Source organism: Mesorhizobium sp., assembly GCF_004962925.1.
Lineage (GTDB): Bacteria > Pseudomonadota > Alphaproteobacteria > Rhizobiales > Rhizobiaceae > Mesorhizobium.
Window position 1 is genome coordinate 17,303 of record NZ_SUEO01000013.1, and the last position, 15,574, is coordinate 32,876.

The 15,574-nt window shown below is 62.1% G+C and carries 18 protein-coding genes and 1 pseudogene; 11 read left to right on the forward strand and 8 right to left on the reverse strand.

The genetic code is table 11. The annotated features are described in order from the left end of the window. A pseudogene (locus E5W87_RS05280) lies at positions 1–919 on the reverse strand (RNA degradosome polyphosphate kinase); the annotation flags it as partial. Between the two features lie 320 nt (positions 920–1,239). Between E5W87_RS05280 and E5W87_RS05285 the strand changes: the two are divergent. Genes E5W87_RS05285 through E5W87_RS05300 form a run of 4 tightly spaced genes read left to right on the forward strand, consistent with a single transcriptional unit; the run spans position 1,240 to position 3,374 of the window. Continuing rightward, positions 1,240–1,485 (forward strand): zinc-finger domain-containing protein, encoded by a 246-nt coding sequence (locus E5W87_RS05285; protein WP_254026757.1) that lies wholly within the window; start codon positions 1,240–1,242, stop codon positions 1,483–1,485. 16 nt (positions 1,486–1,501) lie between these two features. After that, positions 1,502–2,734 carry an FAD-dependent monooxygenase gene (locus tag E5W87_RS05290; protein WP_292394702.1) on the forward strand — a complete coding sequence of 411 codons (1,233 nt, stop codon included), beginning with the start codon at positions 1,502–1,504 and terminating at the stop codon, positions 2,732–2,734. 48 nt (positions 2,735–2,782) lie between these two features. After that, positions 2,783–3,073 carry a BrnT family toxin gene (locus E5W87_RS05295; protein ID WP_292394704.1) on the forward strand — a complete coding sequence of 97 codons (291 nt, stop codon included), beginning with the start codon at positions 2,783–2,785 and terminating at the stop codon, positions 3,071–3,073. Continuing rightward, the gene (locus tag E5W87_RS05300; protein ID WP_292394706.1) at positions 3,051–3,374 is read left to right on the forward strand and encodes a BrnA antitoxin family protein; all 324 of its coding nucleotides are present in this window, start codon (positions 3,051–3,053) and stop codon (positions 3,372–3,374) included. The genes E5W87_RS05295 and E5W87_RS05300 overlap by 23 nt, the downstream gene beginning before the upstream one ends. 23 nt (positions 3,375–3,397) lie before the next feature. On the opposite strand, the gene E5W87_RS05305 is transcribed toward E5W87_RS05300, so the two are convergent. The 5 genes from E5W87_RS05305 to E5W87_RS05325 all read right to left on the reverse strand — a co-directional run bounded on the left by E5W87_RS05305 (position 3,398) and on the right by E5W87_RS05325 (position 8,454). Further along, positions 3,398–4,066: a TIGR02117 family protein gene (locus E5W87_RS05305; RefSeq protein WP_292394708.1), complete on the reverse strand. Its 669-nt coding sequence runs from the start codon at positions 4,064–4,066 to the stop codon at positions 3,398–3,400. 121 nt (positions 4,067–4,187) lie between these two features. Then, positions 4,188–4,991: an amino acid ABC transporter ATP-binding protein gene (locus tag E5W87_RS05310; protein ID WP_095489299.1), complete on the reverse strand. Its 804-nt coding sequence runs from the start codon at positions 4,989–4,991 to the stop codon at positions 4,188–4,190. A gap of 21 nt (positions 4,992–5,012) precedes the next feature. Further along, positions 5,013–6,170, reverse strand: coding sequence for an amino acid ABC transporter permease (locus E5W87_RS05315; protein WP_292394710.1), 1,158 nt, complete (start codon positions 6,168–6,170; stop codon positions 5,013–5,015). A gap of 4 nt (positions 6,171–6,174) precedes the next feature. After that, complete coding sequence (locus E5W87_RS05320) at positions 6,175–7,362, reverse strand: amino acid ABC transporter permease (protein WP_292394712.1); 1,188 nt, start codon at positions 7,360–7,362, stop codon at positions 6,175–6,177. 63 nt (positions 7,363–7,425) lie between these two features. Continuing rightward, positions 7,426–8,454: an amino acid ABC transporter substrate-binding protein gene (locus E5W87_RS05325; protein ID WP_292394714.1), complete on the reverse strand. Its 1,029-nt coding sequence runs from the start codon at positions 8,452–8,454 to the stop codon at positions 7,426–7,428. A gap of 444 nt (positions 8,455–8,898) precedes the next feature. On the opposite strand from E5W87_RS05325, the gene E5W87_RS05330 reads away from it, so the two are divergent. The 5 genes from E5W87_RS05330 to E5W87_RS05350 all read left to right on the forward strand — a co-directional run bounded on the left by E5W87_RS05330 (position 8,899) and on the right by E5W87_RS05350 (position 13,136). Next, entirely contained in the window at positions 8,899–10,065 is a 1,167-nt protein-coding gene (locus E5W87_RS05330; protein ID WP_292394716.1) for a cystathionine beta-lyase, read from the forward strand. Between the two features lie 246 nt (positions 10,066–10,311). Continuing rightward, complete coding sequence (locus E5W87_RS05335) at positions 10,312–11,400, forward strand: HPP family protein (RefSeq protein WP_292394718.1); 1,089 nt, start codon at positions 10,312–10,314, stop codon at positions 11,398–11,400. A gap of 115 nt (positions 11,401–11,515) precedes the next feature. Then, positions 11,516–12,187: an RNA polymerase sigma factor gene (locus tag E5W87_RS05340; RefSeq protein WP_292394720.1), complete on the forward strand. Its 672-nt coding sequence runs from the start codon at positions 11,516–11,518 to the stop codon at positions 12,185–12,187. Positions 12,188–12,285: 98 nt separating this feature from the next. Further along, a complete protein-coding gene (locus tag E5W87_RS05345; protein ID WP_292394723.1) occupies positions 12,286–12,810 on the forward strand; it encodes a DUF4142 domain-containing protein in 525 nt (174 codons plus the stop codon). Beyond that, positions 12,807–13,136: a cupredoxin family copper-binding protein gene (locus E5W87_RS05350; protein WP_292394724.1), complete on the forward strand. Its 330-nt coding sequence runs from the start codon at positions 12,807–12,809 to the stop codon at positions 13,134–13,136. Before E5W87_RS05345 ends, E5W87_RS05350 begins: the two co-directional genes overlap by 4 nt. Before the next feature lie 47 nt (positions 13,137–13,183). Here the strand turns inward: E5W87_RS05350 and E5W87_RS05355 are convergent, their stop codons facing one another. Continuing rightward, complete coding sequence (locus E5W87_RS05355; RefSeq protein WP_292394727.1) at positions 13,184–13,984, reverse strand: SDR family oxidoreductase; 801 nt, start codon at positions 13,982–13,984, stop codon at positions 13,184–13,186. A gap of 170 nt (positions 13,985–14,154) precedes the next feature. On the opposite strand from E5W87_RS05355, the gene E5W87_RS05360 reads away from it, so the two are divergent. Beyond that, positions 14,155–14,652: a MarR family transcriptional regulator gene (locus E5W87_RS05360; RefSeq protein ID WP_292394728.1), complete on the forward strand. Its 498-nt coding sequence runs from the start codon at positions 14,155–14,157 to the stop codon at positions 14,650–14,652. Between the two features lie 108 nt (positions 14,653–14,760). Continuing rightward, entirely contained in the window at positions 14,761–15,150 is a 390-nt protein-coding gene (locus E5W87_RS05365; RefSeq protein ID WP_292394730.1) for a YkvA family protein, read from the forward strand. A 79-nt stretch (positions 15,151–15,229) separates the two neighbouring features. On the opposite strand, the gene E5W87_RS05370 is transcribed toward E5W87_RS05365, so the two are convergent. Continuing rightward, a partial coding sequence (locus tag E5W87_RS05370; protein ID WP_292394732.1) for an enoyl-CoA hydratase-related protein occupies positions 15,230–15,574 on the reverse strand: 345 nt, incomplete at its 5' end.

Genomic DNA, 15,574 nt, shown 5'->3' on the forward strand with positions numbered 1-15,574 from the left:
TGAGCACGCTGATGCGGCTCGACGAGACGCCAAGCTCGCCGGCGACGAACTCGCGCAGTTCGGCCGGCATCAGCTTGTCGAATTCGATGCGAATGACCGAGCCGCGGCGGCGGCGCTTCAGCGCCGTCTCGAACAGGCGCACGAGATCCTCGGACTCCTCCTCGACCTCGATGTCACTGTCGCGGATGATGCGGAACGTGCCGGAGCCCTTGACTTCGTAGCCAGGGAACAGCTTGCCGATATAGAGGCCGACCGCCTCTTCCAGCGGAATGAAGCGGACATGACGCTTGCGGTCGGGCAAGCGGATGAAGCGCTTCAGCGCCACCGGCAGACGCAACAGCGCGCTCATCTCCTCGCCATTCCTGCGATGGCGCAGTTGCAGGGCCATCGAGAAGCCGAGATTGGGAATGAACGGAAACGGATGCGCCGGGTCGATCGACAGCGGTGTGAGCACCGGAAAGACCTGCTCCTGGAAATGATCCTCGAGCCAGGTCTTCTCGTCCTTGGTCAGCGCATCGCGGCTGATGCTCTCTATGCCTTCCTTGTCGAGCAGCAGCATCAGCGCCGAAAGGCTGTTCTGCTGATCCTCCTGCAGACGCTCGACCTCGCGCAGCAATTGTTCCAGCTGTTGTTCGGGGGTGCGGCCGTCCGGGCTCTTCAGCGTGATGCCTTCGCGAACCTGGCCGGCGAGACCGGCGACGCGGACCATGAAGAACTCGTCGAGATTGGCGGCCGATATCGACAGGAAGCGGACACGCTCGAGCAGCGGATGATTGGCGTTCAGCGATTCCTCGAGGACGCGGCGGTTGAATTGCAGCCAGGAAAACTCGCGGTTGACGAAGCGGTCCGGGTTGCCGCCCTCTGGGCTCGCCACCTCGACCGTGGTGAATTCGCTCTGTACCGGCTTTAGTTCGTTCATGGTTCCTGCTCGTTTCGCACCCGCTGGCCAGAGCGTCACGCGTCGTTCCGGATACGCAAAGGACGCTCTACCGCTCTTAAGCTACGCATGATCCCCAGCGAAACCGAATTCGGATTTCGCGGCCATGCCTTAACCGGCTTAGCTTATCCTGTGACAGGCTTTTACGACAGTTTGATTTCATCGATCTTGCAAAGAGACAGCTTATGATCCAGATGCAATCCAGACTGCAGCGCAGCGCGTCCTGTGGACGCGCAAAGGACGCGGTAGAAGTTTGATCTTGCGCATGATCCGGGGTCATGCGGCAGATGTAGGAGACGACGATGGCAGGCGGTTCCATTCCCCATTTCCAGAACGATGCGGGTTATGCGGCGATTGATATCGGCGTCAAGGAATTCATGTGCACCGGCGCCAACCCGCCTTTCGACCATCCGCATGTGTTTCTCGACATGGGCGACGACAATGAAAAGGTCTGCCCCTATTGCTCAACGCTTTTTCGCTATTCGCCAAAGCTGAAGGCGACGGAAACGCAGCCTGCGGGATGCCTCTATATCGACCAGGCCGCCTGACGCGCACGCCATCCTCATGGACGACACGCGGTCCCGGCAGGTCGTCATCGCCGGAGCCGGCGTCGCCGGACTGACTGCGGCGCTGGCATTTTCCGAGCGCGGCTATCTGGTGCGGCTGTTCGAACAGGCGCCGCGCCTCGAAGCGGCCGGCGCCGGCATCCAGCTCTCACCCAACGCGACGCGCATCCTTCGCCAGCTCGGCGTGCTCGACCGGCTGTTGCCGGCGGCGGTGCGGCCGGAGGCGGTCGTGCTCAAGGACGCCGCCACGCTGCGCGAGCTGGCGCGGGTGCCACTTGGCGAGGCAGCCGAGAGGCGTTGGCAGGCGCCCTATCTCGTCGCTCATCGGGCTGACCTGCAGGAAGCGCTGATGGCGCGCCTTGCCGAACAGCCTGATATCAGTCTCGTCACCGGCGCGCGCGTCGGCGGCGTCGCCGCAGGACCGCACCATACCACGGCAACAGTCGAGGTTGCCGGTAAGACCGTCGAAGCCGACGGCTTTCTGCTGATCGGCGCCGACGGCGTCTGGTCGGCTATCCGCGCCTTTGGCGGGTTTGCGGCCCACAGCCGGTTTTCGGGCGAGCTAGCCTGGCGCGCTACGATCAGCGCAGACAGTGTCGCGGGAGAAGCCTTTGCAGCCGTCGGCGCTGCCGATTGCGTGACCACCTTCCTGCATCCCGGCTTTCACCTCGTCGCCTATCCGGTCAGCAACGGCGCGGCATTCAACCTGGCCGCCTTCACCAGGGGCGAGATCATCGCCGAGGGCTGGTCGGGCCACGCCGATCCCGAAATCCTCGTCGGCGCCATGCGTGGCACGGCGGCAGCACTGGCCCGGCTTGCCGAGGATGCCGGCCCGTGGACCGCATGGCCGATCCATACGGTCGACCAGGCACAGCCATGGACGACGCCCGCCGGTATCGCGCTGATCGGTGATGCGGCGCATGCGATGACGCCGTTCGCGGCGCAGGGCGCGGCGATGGCGATCGAGGACGCCGCAACCCTTGCAGGGTTTGTCGCCGCCTCGCCCGCCGATCCCTGGAGCGCGCTAGCTGCCTGGGAAAAGGTGCGGCGTCCGCGCATCGCCAAGGTCGCCCGCCGCGGTGTCGTCAACCGTCTTGCCTGGCATGCTTCCGGGCCGGTGGCCGTCGCGCGCAACCTGTTTCTGAAGCTGCGCTCGCCGGAAAAGCTCGCGGCGGATTTGGACTGGCTGTATGGCTGGCGGCCGCCGGAAGTTGGCGACAGACCACCTTGACGTAGTGTCAATTTGTAGTTACATTTTTGTAGTTATGTGAGGCATAGATTGCGATTTGAATGGGATGCCGAGAAGGCGAAGTCCAATTTGCGCAAGCATGGCGTGAGTTTCGAGATTGCCGCGCGCGTTTTCCTCGATCCCTTTGCACTCACGATTCAAGACCGGGTAGAGGAAGGCGAGTATCGCTGGCAAACCATTGGCGTCGTAGATGAAACATTGGTGCTGTTGATCGCACATGCCGACCTAGAGGAAGACGGAATCGAGATAATCCGCACCATTTCCGCTCGGCAAGCCACACCTCAGGAGAAAAGACGCTATGGGCAAAATCGTCCGACATGAACTCGATCCGACGAATCCAGCTCCTTTGACAGAAGCTCAGAAGGCCGAGATCAAGGCTCTGAAGACACGGCCGGAGAGCGATGTCGATACGAGCGATATTCCCGAGCTGACCGAAGACTTCTGGCGGAGCGCGGTCCGAAATCCCTATTTCAAGCCAATCAAGCAGCAATTGACCCTTCGACTCGATTCCGATCTCGTCGCCTGGTTCAAGAGACGCGCGCCGGGTGGCCGCGGCTACCAAAGCGCGATCAACAAGGCGCTTCGTGAATATGTAGCGAAACAGGAGCGCAAGACCGGCTGACCCGTTCGGGCGTCTCTCAGGCATCAATTATAAAGCCGCATCGATAGGTCCAGCGAGGCCGGCAGCGGATTCCACCAGCCCGTCCGCAGGCCGGCGATACGCAGAGCCGCCGCGGTCCAGGTGTTGCAGCCGACCAGCGCGTTGAAATAGCCGTTGGCTTCGTAGAAGCGGTCGAACCTGGAATAGGCGGCGTTCTCGATCAGGATCGGGCCGTTCTGCCCTTGCTGGAAACTCGCGGCGATGAAGTCGAGCAGCGCCACAAAACGCTGCTCGCCGATGTCGAAGCCGGCGACGTCGGGATGCGGCGAGACAATGTTGCCTGCGACATCGACATGCATCACCGAAGCATCAAGGGTCAGCGCCTTCATCACCGGCACGGTCTTCAGCTCCGACCAGCTCGGCGTCTCCAGATAGAAGGCGCGGCCGCCCCAGCCGAAGACGATGTAGCGGACCTCAGCCATGTCGGTCGGAATGCCGCCATCGACCAGGAAATGGAAGCGCTTGCGCACATCGTCGTCGACCGGAATGGCGATATCGGTATGGATCGGATTTTTCAGCACCAGGATGTGCCTGGTGGCGATGGGATCGGCGGCCGCCGCGGGCAAGAGCGGCCGTGGAATGAACGTGCCCAGCATCACGGCAAGAACGATCGCCACCACCGGAATGGCGAGAAAACGGCCAAGCTTTTTCATGAGGGATGGCTTTTTCATGGGCAACAGTGTTGCAATCGGCTCTTGATCGCTGGCTGACAGGTCAGACGCAAAAGGGCCCGGCCGGGTTTCGGCCGGGCCCTTTCGATTTGCGTGACAGCGATCAGTGCAGGATCTGCGACAGGAACAGTTTTGTGCGCTCGTGGCGCGGATGGTCGAAGAACTCGGCCGGCGTATTCTGCTCGACGATCTGGCCCTGGTCCATGAAGATAACCCGGTTGGCGACCTTGCGTGCAAAGCCCATCTCGTGGGTGACGCAGAGCATGGTCATGCCCTCTTCGGCGAGGCCGACCATCGTCTCCAGCACTTCCTTGATCATTTCCGGATCGAGCGCCGAGGTCGGCTCGTCGAACAGCATAATGCGCGGGTTCATGCACAGCGAGCGGGCGATGGCCACGCGCTGCTGCTGGCCACCGGAAAGCTGGCCGGGATATTTGTTGGCCTGTTCCGGGATCTTGACGCGCGTGAGGAAGTGCATGGCGATTTCCTCGGCCTGCTTCTTCGGCGTCTTGCGCACCCAGATCGGCGCCAGCGTGCAGTTTTCCAGGATAGTCAAATGCGGGAACAGGTTGAAGTGCTGGAACACCATGCCGACCTCGCGGCGCACCTCGTCGATCTTCTTCAGATCGTTGGTCAATTCCTTGCCGTCGACGAAGATTTTGCCCTTCTGGTGCTCTTCCAGCCGGTTGATGCAGCGGATCATCGTCGATTTGCCGGAGCCCGAAGGGCCACAAATGACGATGCGCTCGCCGCGCATCACCTTCAGGTTGATGTCCTTCAGGACATGGAATTCGCCGTACCATTTGTGCATGGCGATGATGTCGATGGCGACATCGGTGGTGGAAACCTGCATTTTGGCGGCATTGACCTTGATCTCTTCCGCGCTGACTGCATTTTCTGTGGCCATGGAAGGTTCCCTTTTTTGTTCTTAGCGTTTGTAGCTGGTGTCGAGCCGGCGTTCCGTGAACATCGAATAGCGCGACATGCCGAAACAGAACAGCCAGAAGACGAAGGCAGCGAACACCAGGCCGGACCTGGCCGTCTGCGGCGTTGCCCAGTTGGCGTCGGAAAAATTCTGTTTGACGACGCCGAGCAGGTCGAACATCGAGATGATTGAAACCAGGCTGGTATCCTTGAACATGCCGATGAACGTGTTGACGATGCCGGGAATGACCAGCTTCAGCGCCTGCGGCAGCACGATCAGGCCCATCTTCTGCCAATAGCCGAGGCCGAGCGAATCAGCACCCTCATACTGGCCCTTGGGGATGGCCTGCAGGCCGCCGCGCACCACTTCGGCCATATAGGCAGCGGCAAACAGCGACACGCCGATCAGTGCCCTGAGAAACTTGTCGAAGCTGACGCCGGCCGGCAGGAACAGCGGCAGCATGACGCTGGCCATGAACAGGACGGTGATCAGCGGGATGCCGCGCACCGTCTCGATGAAGATGACGCACAGCATCTTGACGATCGGCATCTTCGATCGCCGGCCCAGCGCCAGCACGATGCCGAGCGGCAGCGACACCGCAATGCCGACGAAGGACAGGCTGAGCGTCACCAGAAGCCCGCCCCACAACGAGGTTTCGACATGCGGCAGGCCGAAAACGCCACCAACCAACAGGATGAAGGCAAAGACCGGCAGCGCCCCGAAGAACAAAATGGCGTTCAGCCCCTTGCGCGGCACCTTCGGAATGAGCAGCGGCACCAGAAGTGCCACAAACAGGATGGCGACCAGGATCGGCCGCCAGCGCTCATCGATCGGATAGCGGCCGAACATGAACTGGCCGAACTTGGCGTTGACGAAGGCCCAACAGGCGCCGGACCAGCCGTCCGGCTGGATGCCGCCCTGCGCCACCGTGGCGCAAAAGGTGCGGTCCGTGCCAATCCATTGGGCGTTGATGAAGGCCCAGCTGATCAGTTGCGGCAGGATCATCGCGACCAGCACGATGCCGATGATGGTCAGGATCGTGTCGCCGGCCGAAGCAATCAGATTCTTGCGGATCCAGGCGCCCAGGCCGCGTTCGCTTGGCGGCGCCGACTGTGCCAGCGCCATTTCGACGCGGACGAAGGAAAGATCGTGCTCCTGCATGTCCCTACCTCTCCACCAGCGCCATTCTGGCGTTGACCACGTTCATGATCACCGACGTCAACAGGCTGAGCGCGAGATAGACCACCATCATGATCAGCACGCACTCGATCGCCTGGCCGGTCTGGTTCAGCACCGTGCCGGTCGTCGCCGTCAGGTCGGGATAGCCGATGGCGATGGCGAGCGAAGAGTTCTTGGTCAGGTTCAGATACTGGCTGGTCAGCGGTGGAATGACGATGCGCATGGCTTGCGGGATGACGACAAGCCGCAGGATCGATCCCGGCCGCAGCCCGAGCGCGCCGGCTGCCTCGGTCTGACCCTTGCTGACGCCCATGATGCCGGCCCGCACGATTTCGGCGATGAACGCCGCCGTATAGAAGGACAGCGCCAAATAGAGCGACAGGAACTCCGGTTTGACCTGAAAGCCGCCAGTCAAATTGAAGGTCGATTGCTTTGGGTAATCGAAACTCAGCGGGAAGCCGCTCAGCGCGTAGGCCAGCAACGGCAAGCCGATGATCAAAGCCGCCGATGTCCAGAACACCGGGAATTGCTGGCCGGTCGCCATCTGCCGCTGACGCGCCTTGCGGGCGACGAACCACGCCATGGCAATGCCGAGAAGCAGAGCGACCAGGATCAGCCAGGAACCCTCGCCCCAGATCGGGCGCAAAAAGTAGAAGCCGCGCTGGTTGAGAAAAGAGCCGAATGGCAGGTTGATGCTTTCGCGCGGCGGCGGCAGCACCGAAAGCACGCCGGAATACCAGAAGAAGATGACCAGCAGCGGCGGGATGTTGCGGAAGACCTCGACATAGACCATGCAGATCTTGCGGATCAGCCAGTTGTGTGAAAGCCGGCCGATGCCGAGGATGAAGCCAATGATGGTGGCGGTGACGATGCCAGCGCCGGCCACGATGAGCGTGTTGATGAAGCCGACCAGAATGGCGCGGCCATAGGTCGAATCCGACGAATAGGCGATGGCGCTGTCACTGATGTCGAAGCCGGCGCGGCCCCTGAGAAAGCCGAAGCCTGACGCAATGCGCAGGCGCGTCAGATTGTCGATGGTGTTTTGGACGATCCACCAGACCAACGCCACCAGCACGATGACGACCACCGCCTGGAAAAATATGCCGCGGACCTTCGGATCATTGATAAAGGAGCCGCGGCTTGGCTCCTCGCGAAGAATTTCCTGCGATGCCATTCGACCATCCCCTGGAAAGAGAAACCGGAAGGCAGGAAAGCTGCCTTCCGGATCACATTTCGATCAGCGGATCGGCGGAGCGTATTGCAGGCCGCCCTTGGTCCACAACGCGTTGATGCCGCGCGCGATCTTCAGCGGGCTGCCCGAACCGACATTGCGTTCGAACATTTCGCCGTAGTTTCCAACTGCTTTGACGATGTTGACGACCCAGTCGTTGGAGACGCCGAGATCGGTACCGATCTTGGTGTCTGCTTCCTGGCCGAGCACGCGCTTGATCTCGGGGCTGTCCGAGTTCTTCATCTCTTCGACATTGGCCTGGGTGATGCCCAGTTCCTCGGCCTGCAACATCGCGAAGTAGGTCCACTTGACGATGTGGTACCACTGGTCGTCACCCTGGCGCACGGCCGGGCCGAGCGGTTCCTTGGAGATGATCTCGGGCAGCACGACATGGTCGGCCGGCGCGCCGAGCGTCAGGCGGATGCCGTAGAGACCCGACTGGTCGGTGGTGTAGACGTCGCAGCGGCCGGCGTCATAGGCGGCATTGACCTCATCCAGCTTTTCGAAGACGACGGGGTTGTACTCCATCTTGTTGGCCTTGAAGTAGTCGGCGAGATTGAGCTCGGTCGTGGTGCCGCTCTGCACGCAGACCGCCGCGCCCGAAAGCTGCAGCGCGGAATTCACGCCCGGCAGTTTCTTGGCGTTGATCATGAAGCCCTGACCGTCATAATAGGTGACGCCGACGAAGTTCAGGCCAAGTGCCGTATCGCGGTTGATGGTCCAGGTGGTGTTGCGCGACAGGATGTCGATCTCGCCGGACTGCAGCGCGGTGAACCGCTCCTTGGCGCTGAGCGGCGTGAACTTGACCTTGGTGCCATCGCCAAAAACTGCGGCCGCGACAGCGCGGCAGAAATCCGCATCGATGCCTTGCCAGTCGCCCTTGTCGTCCGGCGCCGAGAAGCCGGCCAGACCGGTCGAGACGCCGCATTGGATGAAGCCCTTGGCCTTGACGTCGTCGAGCGTAGCCGCCGACGCAGCCGAAGCCACCAATCCAAGCGCGGCGGCGCCCAGAATGCCGATTGCAATGTGTTTCATAACCCACAGACCCTTTTCTGTTTTTTTCAGGCGAACCTGACTTTTTTTCGGTGAATGCAGCTTCCCGTTCCGGCCCATTCCCGAAACCCCGCATCGCAACCGACGCGCTGCCTCCCATTCACGAACTGCATCGAAGGCGATTATTCCTGGGAGGTCAAGGAAAATGACCGAAACCGAAAGAGTTTGAAAACCAATTGCCGCAAATGCCCGAATTGCAGACAAACGCGCCTGGAAATTAGTCAGCCGTGCGAACAAAGCCGGCAAAATCCGATCAACGCAAATCGGGGCTGGGGCCCTTTGAAATCCACCTTCGGAAGGCCGCGCATTACTGAGTTGTCTTGGATTCAATTGGCATATCCAAAGTCCGCCGGCTGGCGGATGGCGAACGGTTGCGCGGCCAATGCCGTCGCACTATGGCTAGCGCTTCATCAGAGGCGAAGCGCAATGACAAAAGACGGCAACGAAATGGGCATCAACACGCGGCTTGCCCACTCGGGCAACAATCCGCACGACTATTTCGGCTTCATCAATCCGCCGGTGGTGCATGCCTCGACCGTGCTCTATCCCAACGCGGCGGCGATGGCGGCACGCAGCCAGAAATACACCTACGGCACGCGCGGCACACCGACCACCGACGCGCTTGCCAGCGCTATAGACGCGCTCGAGGGCTCGGCCGGCACAATTGTGGTGCCGTCCGGCCTGGCGGCGGTGACGGTGCCGCTGCTCGCCTTCCTGTCGGCGGGCGACCATGTGCTGATCGTCGATTCCGTCTATCACCCGACCCGCAATTTCGCCGACACGATGCTGGAGCGGCTGGGCGTCGAGGTCGAGTACTACGATCCGCATGCCGGTGCCGGTATAGCGGCGCTGATCAAGTCCAACACCAGGGTCGTATTCACCGAATCGCCGGCCTCAAACACTTTCGAGGTGCAGGACATACCGGCGATCGCCAGCGCGGCACACGCCGCCGGCGCGATCGTCATGATGGACAACACCTGGGCGACGCCGCTCTACTTCCGCCCGCTCGACCACGGCGTCGACATCTCGATCCATGCGGCGACGAAATATCCGGCCGGCCATTCCGACGTGCTGCTCGGCACCGTATCGGCCAACAAAGCCTGCTGGAAACAGCTTTGCGAGACCTTCTACACGATGGGCTGCTGCGCCGGGCCGGACGACGTCTATCAGGTGCTGCGCGGCCTGCGCACCATGGGCGTGCGCCTCGACCATCATCAGCGCAGCGCACTTGATATCGCCGGCTGGCTGGAGGGCCAGCCGGGCGTGGCGCGCGTGCTGCATCCCGCACTCCCGAGCCATCCCGACCACGATCTCTGGAAGCGCGACTTCTGCGGCTCGAGCGGCATTTTTTCGATCGTCCTTGCGGGCGACGGCCAGAAACAGCAGCATGCCTTCCTCGACGCGCTCAGGATATTCGGCCTCGGCTATTCCTGGGGCGGCTATGAGAGCCTTGCGGTGCCGGTCTTCCTCGGCGACCGCGTCGTCGCCAAGGGCCCTTATGACGGCCCGCTGGTGCGCCTGCAGATCGGGCTCGAGGACGTCGAGGATTTGAAGGCCGATCTGGCGCGCGGCCTCGCCGCAGCGGCCGCCTGAACGAGCGGCATGGGTCTTCCAAAATCGATTCAGAAAACGTGCTCAACCTCTTGAAAAGGCTTAGCCAAATCATGTGCGCAGCTATTCCGGCTGGCCCAGACCTCACCTGATCTGACCGCGCCGCGCAACATTATTTCCCAAATCCGCTGTTTTTCGGATTGGTTTGGCTTTCGAATTCAGCAGACTGACGGCATTGCAAGGCCATTCAAAGTTCAACAATCTTCCCAGATCGACCCAGAGTGCCCCATGGCCTTTCGCCTTTTTACTCCCATACTGGCCGGCGCGACGCTGCGCGAGCGCATCATCGCCTGTATCGGTGCGACGGTCGGCATTGCGCTGACCGGCGCGATCAGTGGCCTGGTACTCGGCAGCGGCTCGCATGTGCCGCTGCTCGTGGCGCCGATGGGTGCCTCGGCCGTGCTCTTGTTCGCGGTGCCGGCGAGCCCGTTGGCGCAGCCTTGGTCGATCATCGGCGGCAACACCATATCGGCGCTCGTCGGCGTCGTCGTGGCACATTTCCTGCATGAGTCTGTCCTTGCTATGGGCGTTGCGGTATCACTGGCCATCGCTGCCATGTCGTTCACACGCTGCCTGCATCCACCAGGTGGGGCGGTTGCCCTGACCGCGGTGGTCGGCGGACAGGCCATCATCGGCGCCGGCTTCCTGTTTCCGTTCGTGCCGGTGGCATTGAACTCGATCGTGCTGGTCGCGCTCGGATACGGCTTTCACAAGTTGTCGCGACGGACCTATCCACATGTGGCGGTCGCCGCGCCAAAGAACAGCCACGGCACCATCGATCGACCCGCGCAGGAGCGTATCGGCTTCCGGCCCGAGGACATCGATGCTGCGCTTGGTACCTTGGAGGAGACATTCGACATCGACCGCAACGATCTCGAACGGCTGCTGCGGCAGGTGGAGTTGCAAGCGATGGTGCGCACGCACCGGACCTTGCTGTGCCAAGACATCATGTCGCGCGATGTGATTTCCGTGGACGAGCACGCTGGTGCAGACCAGGCACGCCATTTGCTGCTCGACCACAACATCCGGACGCTGCCGGTCGTCGACTCGGAAGCCAGGCTTGTCGGCGCCGTCGGGCTGCGAGAACTGGCACGGGTAGCGGACGCGGTGAAAAGCGTGACGAAGCCCGCGGCAACCGCCTCGGCGAGCGCGCCTGCCATGGGCCTTCTGCCGGTGCTCACCGACGGCCGCAGCCACGCCGTCGTCATCGTAGACGACAACAGGCACATCCTCGGCCTGATCACGCAGACCGATCTGCTGGCCGCAACGGCGCGGGCGCAAACTAGCGACAGGCTGCTGGCGGAAGCGGTAGCGTAGTCGCTGCCGGCCGCCGGAAAAATGTCGGGAACCTTTTCCCGGCTAGGCCGTCCAATGTTTCGATCGGAGGATTTGCTTCCGGTCAGGAGATTGGCTTGCGATGAGGAAACCGGTCATGTCTGCTGTCTTGACCGTCATGCCTGCCGCAGCTGGCGAGATGCAGCTTGTCGGCCGCGCGCTGGCGCGGGAGGGCGGAGCCTTCCGCACGATTATCAAGATGCACAACCAGCGACTCTATCGTATCGCCCGCAGCGTCGTTCGCAACGACAGCGAGGCTGAAGACATCGTGCAGGAGGCCTATGTCAAGGCCTTTGCCCAACTCGGGGATTTTCGCGGCGAATCCTCGCTCGCCACATGGCTGTCGCGCATCGTCATCAACGAGGCGCTTGGGCGCTTGCGCAAAAGACGGCGAACGGTAGCCATGCCGCAAACTCCACACGCCGAAATCATCAAATTTCCCCTCGATCCCAGCGACGATCCGGAGCGGACGATGGCGCAACGGCAAATCCTCGAGCTTGTCCAACGGGCGACCGATCGGCTTCCCGATGTGTACCGGACAGTGTTCGTGGCGCGGGTGATCGAGGGTCTCAGCATCGAGGAGACCGCCGAACTGCTTGATGTGCGGCCCGAAACCGTCAAGAGCCGCCTGCACCGCGCCCGCGCCCTCGTGCGCAAGGCGCTGGACGATCAGATCGGCCCGGTGCTGCTCAATGCCTTCCCCTTCGCCGGCCGCCGGTGTGAACGGCTGACCGCCGCGGTGATGCAGCGGCTTGGCTTTACAGACTGATTTTTCCCGAATTCCCGGGAACGTTTGCCCCCGCCCGGCATCCAATCATCGTCAACTGAAATGCCCGGAGCCAACCGCATCCGGCGAAGGAGAACGTCATGTTTATTCGATCGACCACCGCACTGGCAGCGCTTTTCCTGCTCAGCGCTGCGCCGTTGGCGCAAGCCGCCGACAAGCCGACCGACCCGCAGATCGCCCACATCGCCTACACAGCCGGCGTGCTTGACGTCGAGGCGGCCAAACAAGCGCTGGAGAAATCGAAGAACAAAGAGGTTGTAGATTTCGCCAAAGCTATGGTGCGAGACCATGAAGCCGTAAACAAACAAGCGCTTGACCTGGTCAAGAAGCTCAACGTGACGCCGGAGGACAACGCCACCAGCAAGGCGCTGACCGAGGCGGCGGCCGAGGAACGAGCCAAGCTCGCCAAACTCGACGGCACCGCCTTCGACAAGGCCTATGTCGCCAACGAGGTCGCCTACCATAAGCAGGTCAACGGCGCGCTCAAAACCCTGCTGATACCCTCGGCCGAGAATGCCGAACTGAAGAGCCTGCTGGAGACCGGCCTGAAGCTATTCCAGGGCCATGAACAGCATGCCGAACATGTCGCCGGCAGACTGAAATGAGAACAGCACCGACGGCGTCGAAACGGCATCTGTGGATTGCTCTGGCGCTAACCATTGGGGCCGCACCAGCCAAGGCCAACACGATTGAGGTGACGATCGAGAAGCTTGTATTTTCGCCCGCAAGCACCGAGGCGAAGGTCGGCGATACCATCGAGTGGGTCAACAAGGACGTGTTCGCCCACACGGCGACCGTCAAAGGCGGCTGGGAGGTGATGATCCCGCCGAAGAAGGCGGCGAGCCTGACGCTGAAGACGGCGGGTTCGGTCGACTATTTCTGCCGCTTCCATCCCAACATGAAAGGCCATCTGACGGTGACGTCGCCGTAGCGATGCCAGCGGAGACCGCCCTGCGCGCACAGGGCGGTCCGGCAGCGTCAAGCCGCCTGGTAGCGAGGCGCGGGTTCGCCGGTTTGCGTCGCGGCGAACAGGATGGCGCGGGCGGCGTCGTAGGTTTCCCACAGCGCACGGTCGTGGACTGACGGCAGCGTGATGGCTTCACCCTGATCAAACCCTGCCAGGGCCGCGTCGACCATGTCTTCCGCGGTCATCACCACTGCCGGGTCGAACGCTGAAAGCGGCATGCCGGCGAACTCGTAGAATTCGGTGGCGGTCGCGGCTGGAAGAACGAGCTGCAGCCTGACGCCGCTTCCGGCAAGCTCCTCCTGCAGGCCACGGCTGAAGTTCACCACATAGCCTTTGGTGCCGCTGTAGAGGGAGGTGATCGGCAGCGAGTGCAGCGCCATGACCGAGGCTATATTGATTATCGCCCCGGCGTTGCGCGACAGGAATGCCGGCAGCGCCGCTCGGGTCAGGCGCGTCAGCGCCGTGATGTTGAGCGCGATCGTCGACGCGGCATTCTCGTCGGACGTGTTTATCGTCGATCCGAGCGTTCCGTTGCCGGCGTTGTTCACAAGCAGGGTGATGGCGGGGTTGGTGGCGAGCACCTTCTCGACGCGCGCCAAGCCGTCCTCTTTGGTCAGGTCGGCGCCGATCACCTCGACCTTGGCGCCATAGGCCCGCGACAGCTCCGCTGAGAGGGTTTTTAGGCGTTCGACGCGTCGCGCCACGAGCACAAGATCATAACCACGGGCAGCGAGGCGGTCGGCATAGACGGCGCCGATGCCGGCGGAGGCGCCGGTGACGACGGCGATCGGCTTGGAAGCGGAGTTCGACATGGGTCATCTCCTAAAGTTGAGCACTCAAATATTGAGTACTCAACCAACTAGCCGAATCTGTGCCCCATTGCAATGGTTCAGCACTCAACTATTTTGTGAAGATGGGAAAAACGGTCGAATCGTTTGCATCACTCGAAAGTCGGGACCAGCCAGACGCGGAAGCGCCCGGCATGCCGAACGATTTCGTCTGCATCAATTCGTCGCTGCGTCGTGCGGCGCGGCGGCTTGGCCAGTTGTATGACGTGGCGCTGGTCCCAACCGGGCTGACGTCAACGCAGACCCTTCTGCTCGGCCAGATCGACGGGCTCGGGGCCGTTTATGGTGAGGACGGGCCGACGCTGCAGGTCCTCGCCGCCCGCCTGGCGATCCAAATTTCAGCGCTGACGCACGCCTTGCGGCCGCTTGTACGCGACGGTCTGGTCGAGGTCCGCCAGGATGCCCACGACCGGCGAACGAAGCATGCCGTGCTGACGCCGCTCGGAAAAGCGCGATACCAGCAGGCATATGTTGTGTGGGTCGAGGCCAACCGGCGCGTCGAGGCGATTTTGGGGGCGGCCGCGGCCGAAAGGCTGAGGAGCCTCGCCGACGATGTCGCCTCGCAGAACTTTCTCGACGCCTATGTTTCGGGCGAGAAGCCGGCTAGCGGCACCGAACCGTCGGAACATTAGAGCGCCGCGCGTCGTTTGGGACGCGCCACTGGGGGCCTAGTCTAGGTCTTTCTGCGATCAGCAACCGCCGCTCGGACGCCGGCGGACAATCTGTGCTAAAGTAACCCTATGAAAGCATGGCTGGAAGCGGCAAAGAGCCGGGCGCGCGCCATCAAGCTTGATGTCGTCGCCCTGTGGTTCGCCGCACGCGATCCTCGGGTGCCTTGGTTTGCGAAATTCGTGGCTGGGATGGTCGCCGCCTATGCGCTTTCCCCAATCGACCTGATCCCGGATTTCATTCCGGTGCTCGGCTATATCGACGACCTGATCATCGTGCCGCTCGGCATAATCCTGGCCATAAGGCTTGTTCCACCGCGGCTGATGGACGAGTTTCGGGCGCGGGCTGCCGCGCTCGAAAAACGCCCGCAAAGCAGGACGGGAATGTTCTTTATCGTGGCGCTCTGGCTGGCCTTGGCGGCTTTGTCGATCTGGGCGTTCTGGCCCACCCGCGCCAAATAGCCCGATCAGGCTTTCTCCGCAATCGAACGCCTCGAATATCTCCGGAACCGACTCCAGCGATATGACGGTCCCTTGTGCCTCACTCGCCCGCAGCAGTGCGTGTCCACGAACCGGAACAGCTCGGCTTGCGGCGCGCGATCCAGGCATCGAGCCCTTCGCGCAGATCGGCGGTCGGCGCCATGCGGGCGAACTGTTCGGCCTCAACCAGCAAACCTTCCGCGATCGACTGGTTAAGGCCGCGCGTCACCGCGGTCAGGATGCTGGCGACTGCGAGTTCTGAATGCCTGGAAATACGCTGAGCGAGATCCAGTGCTGCCGGCATCAGGTCGTCATGCGGCACCACCTGGTTGACGAGGCCGAGTTCGAGCGCGCGCTGCGGCGAGAACGCCTCGCCTGTCAGCAGCAATTCGAGTGCCCGCTTGCG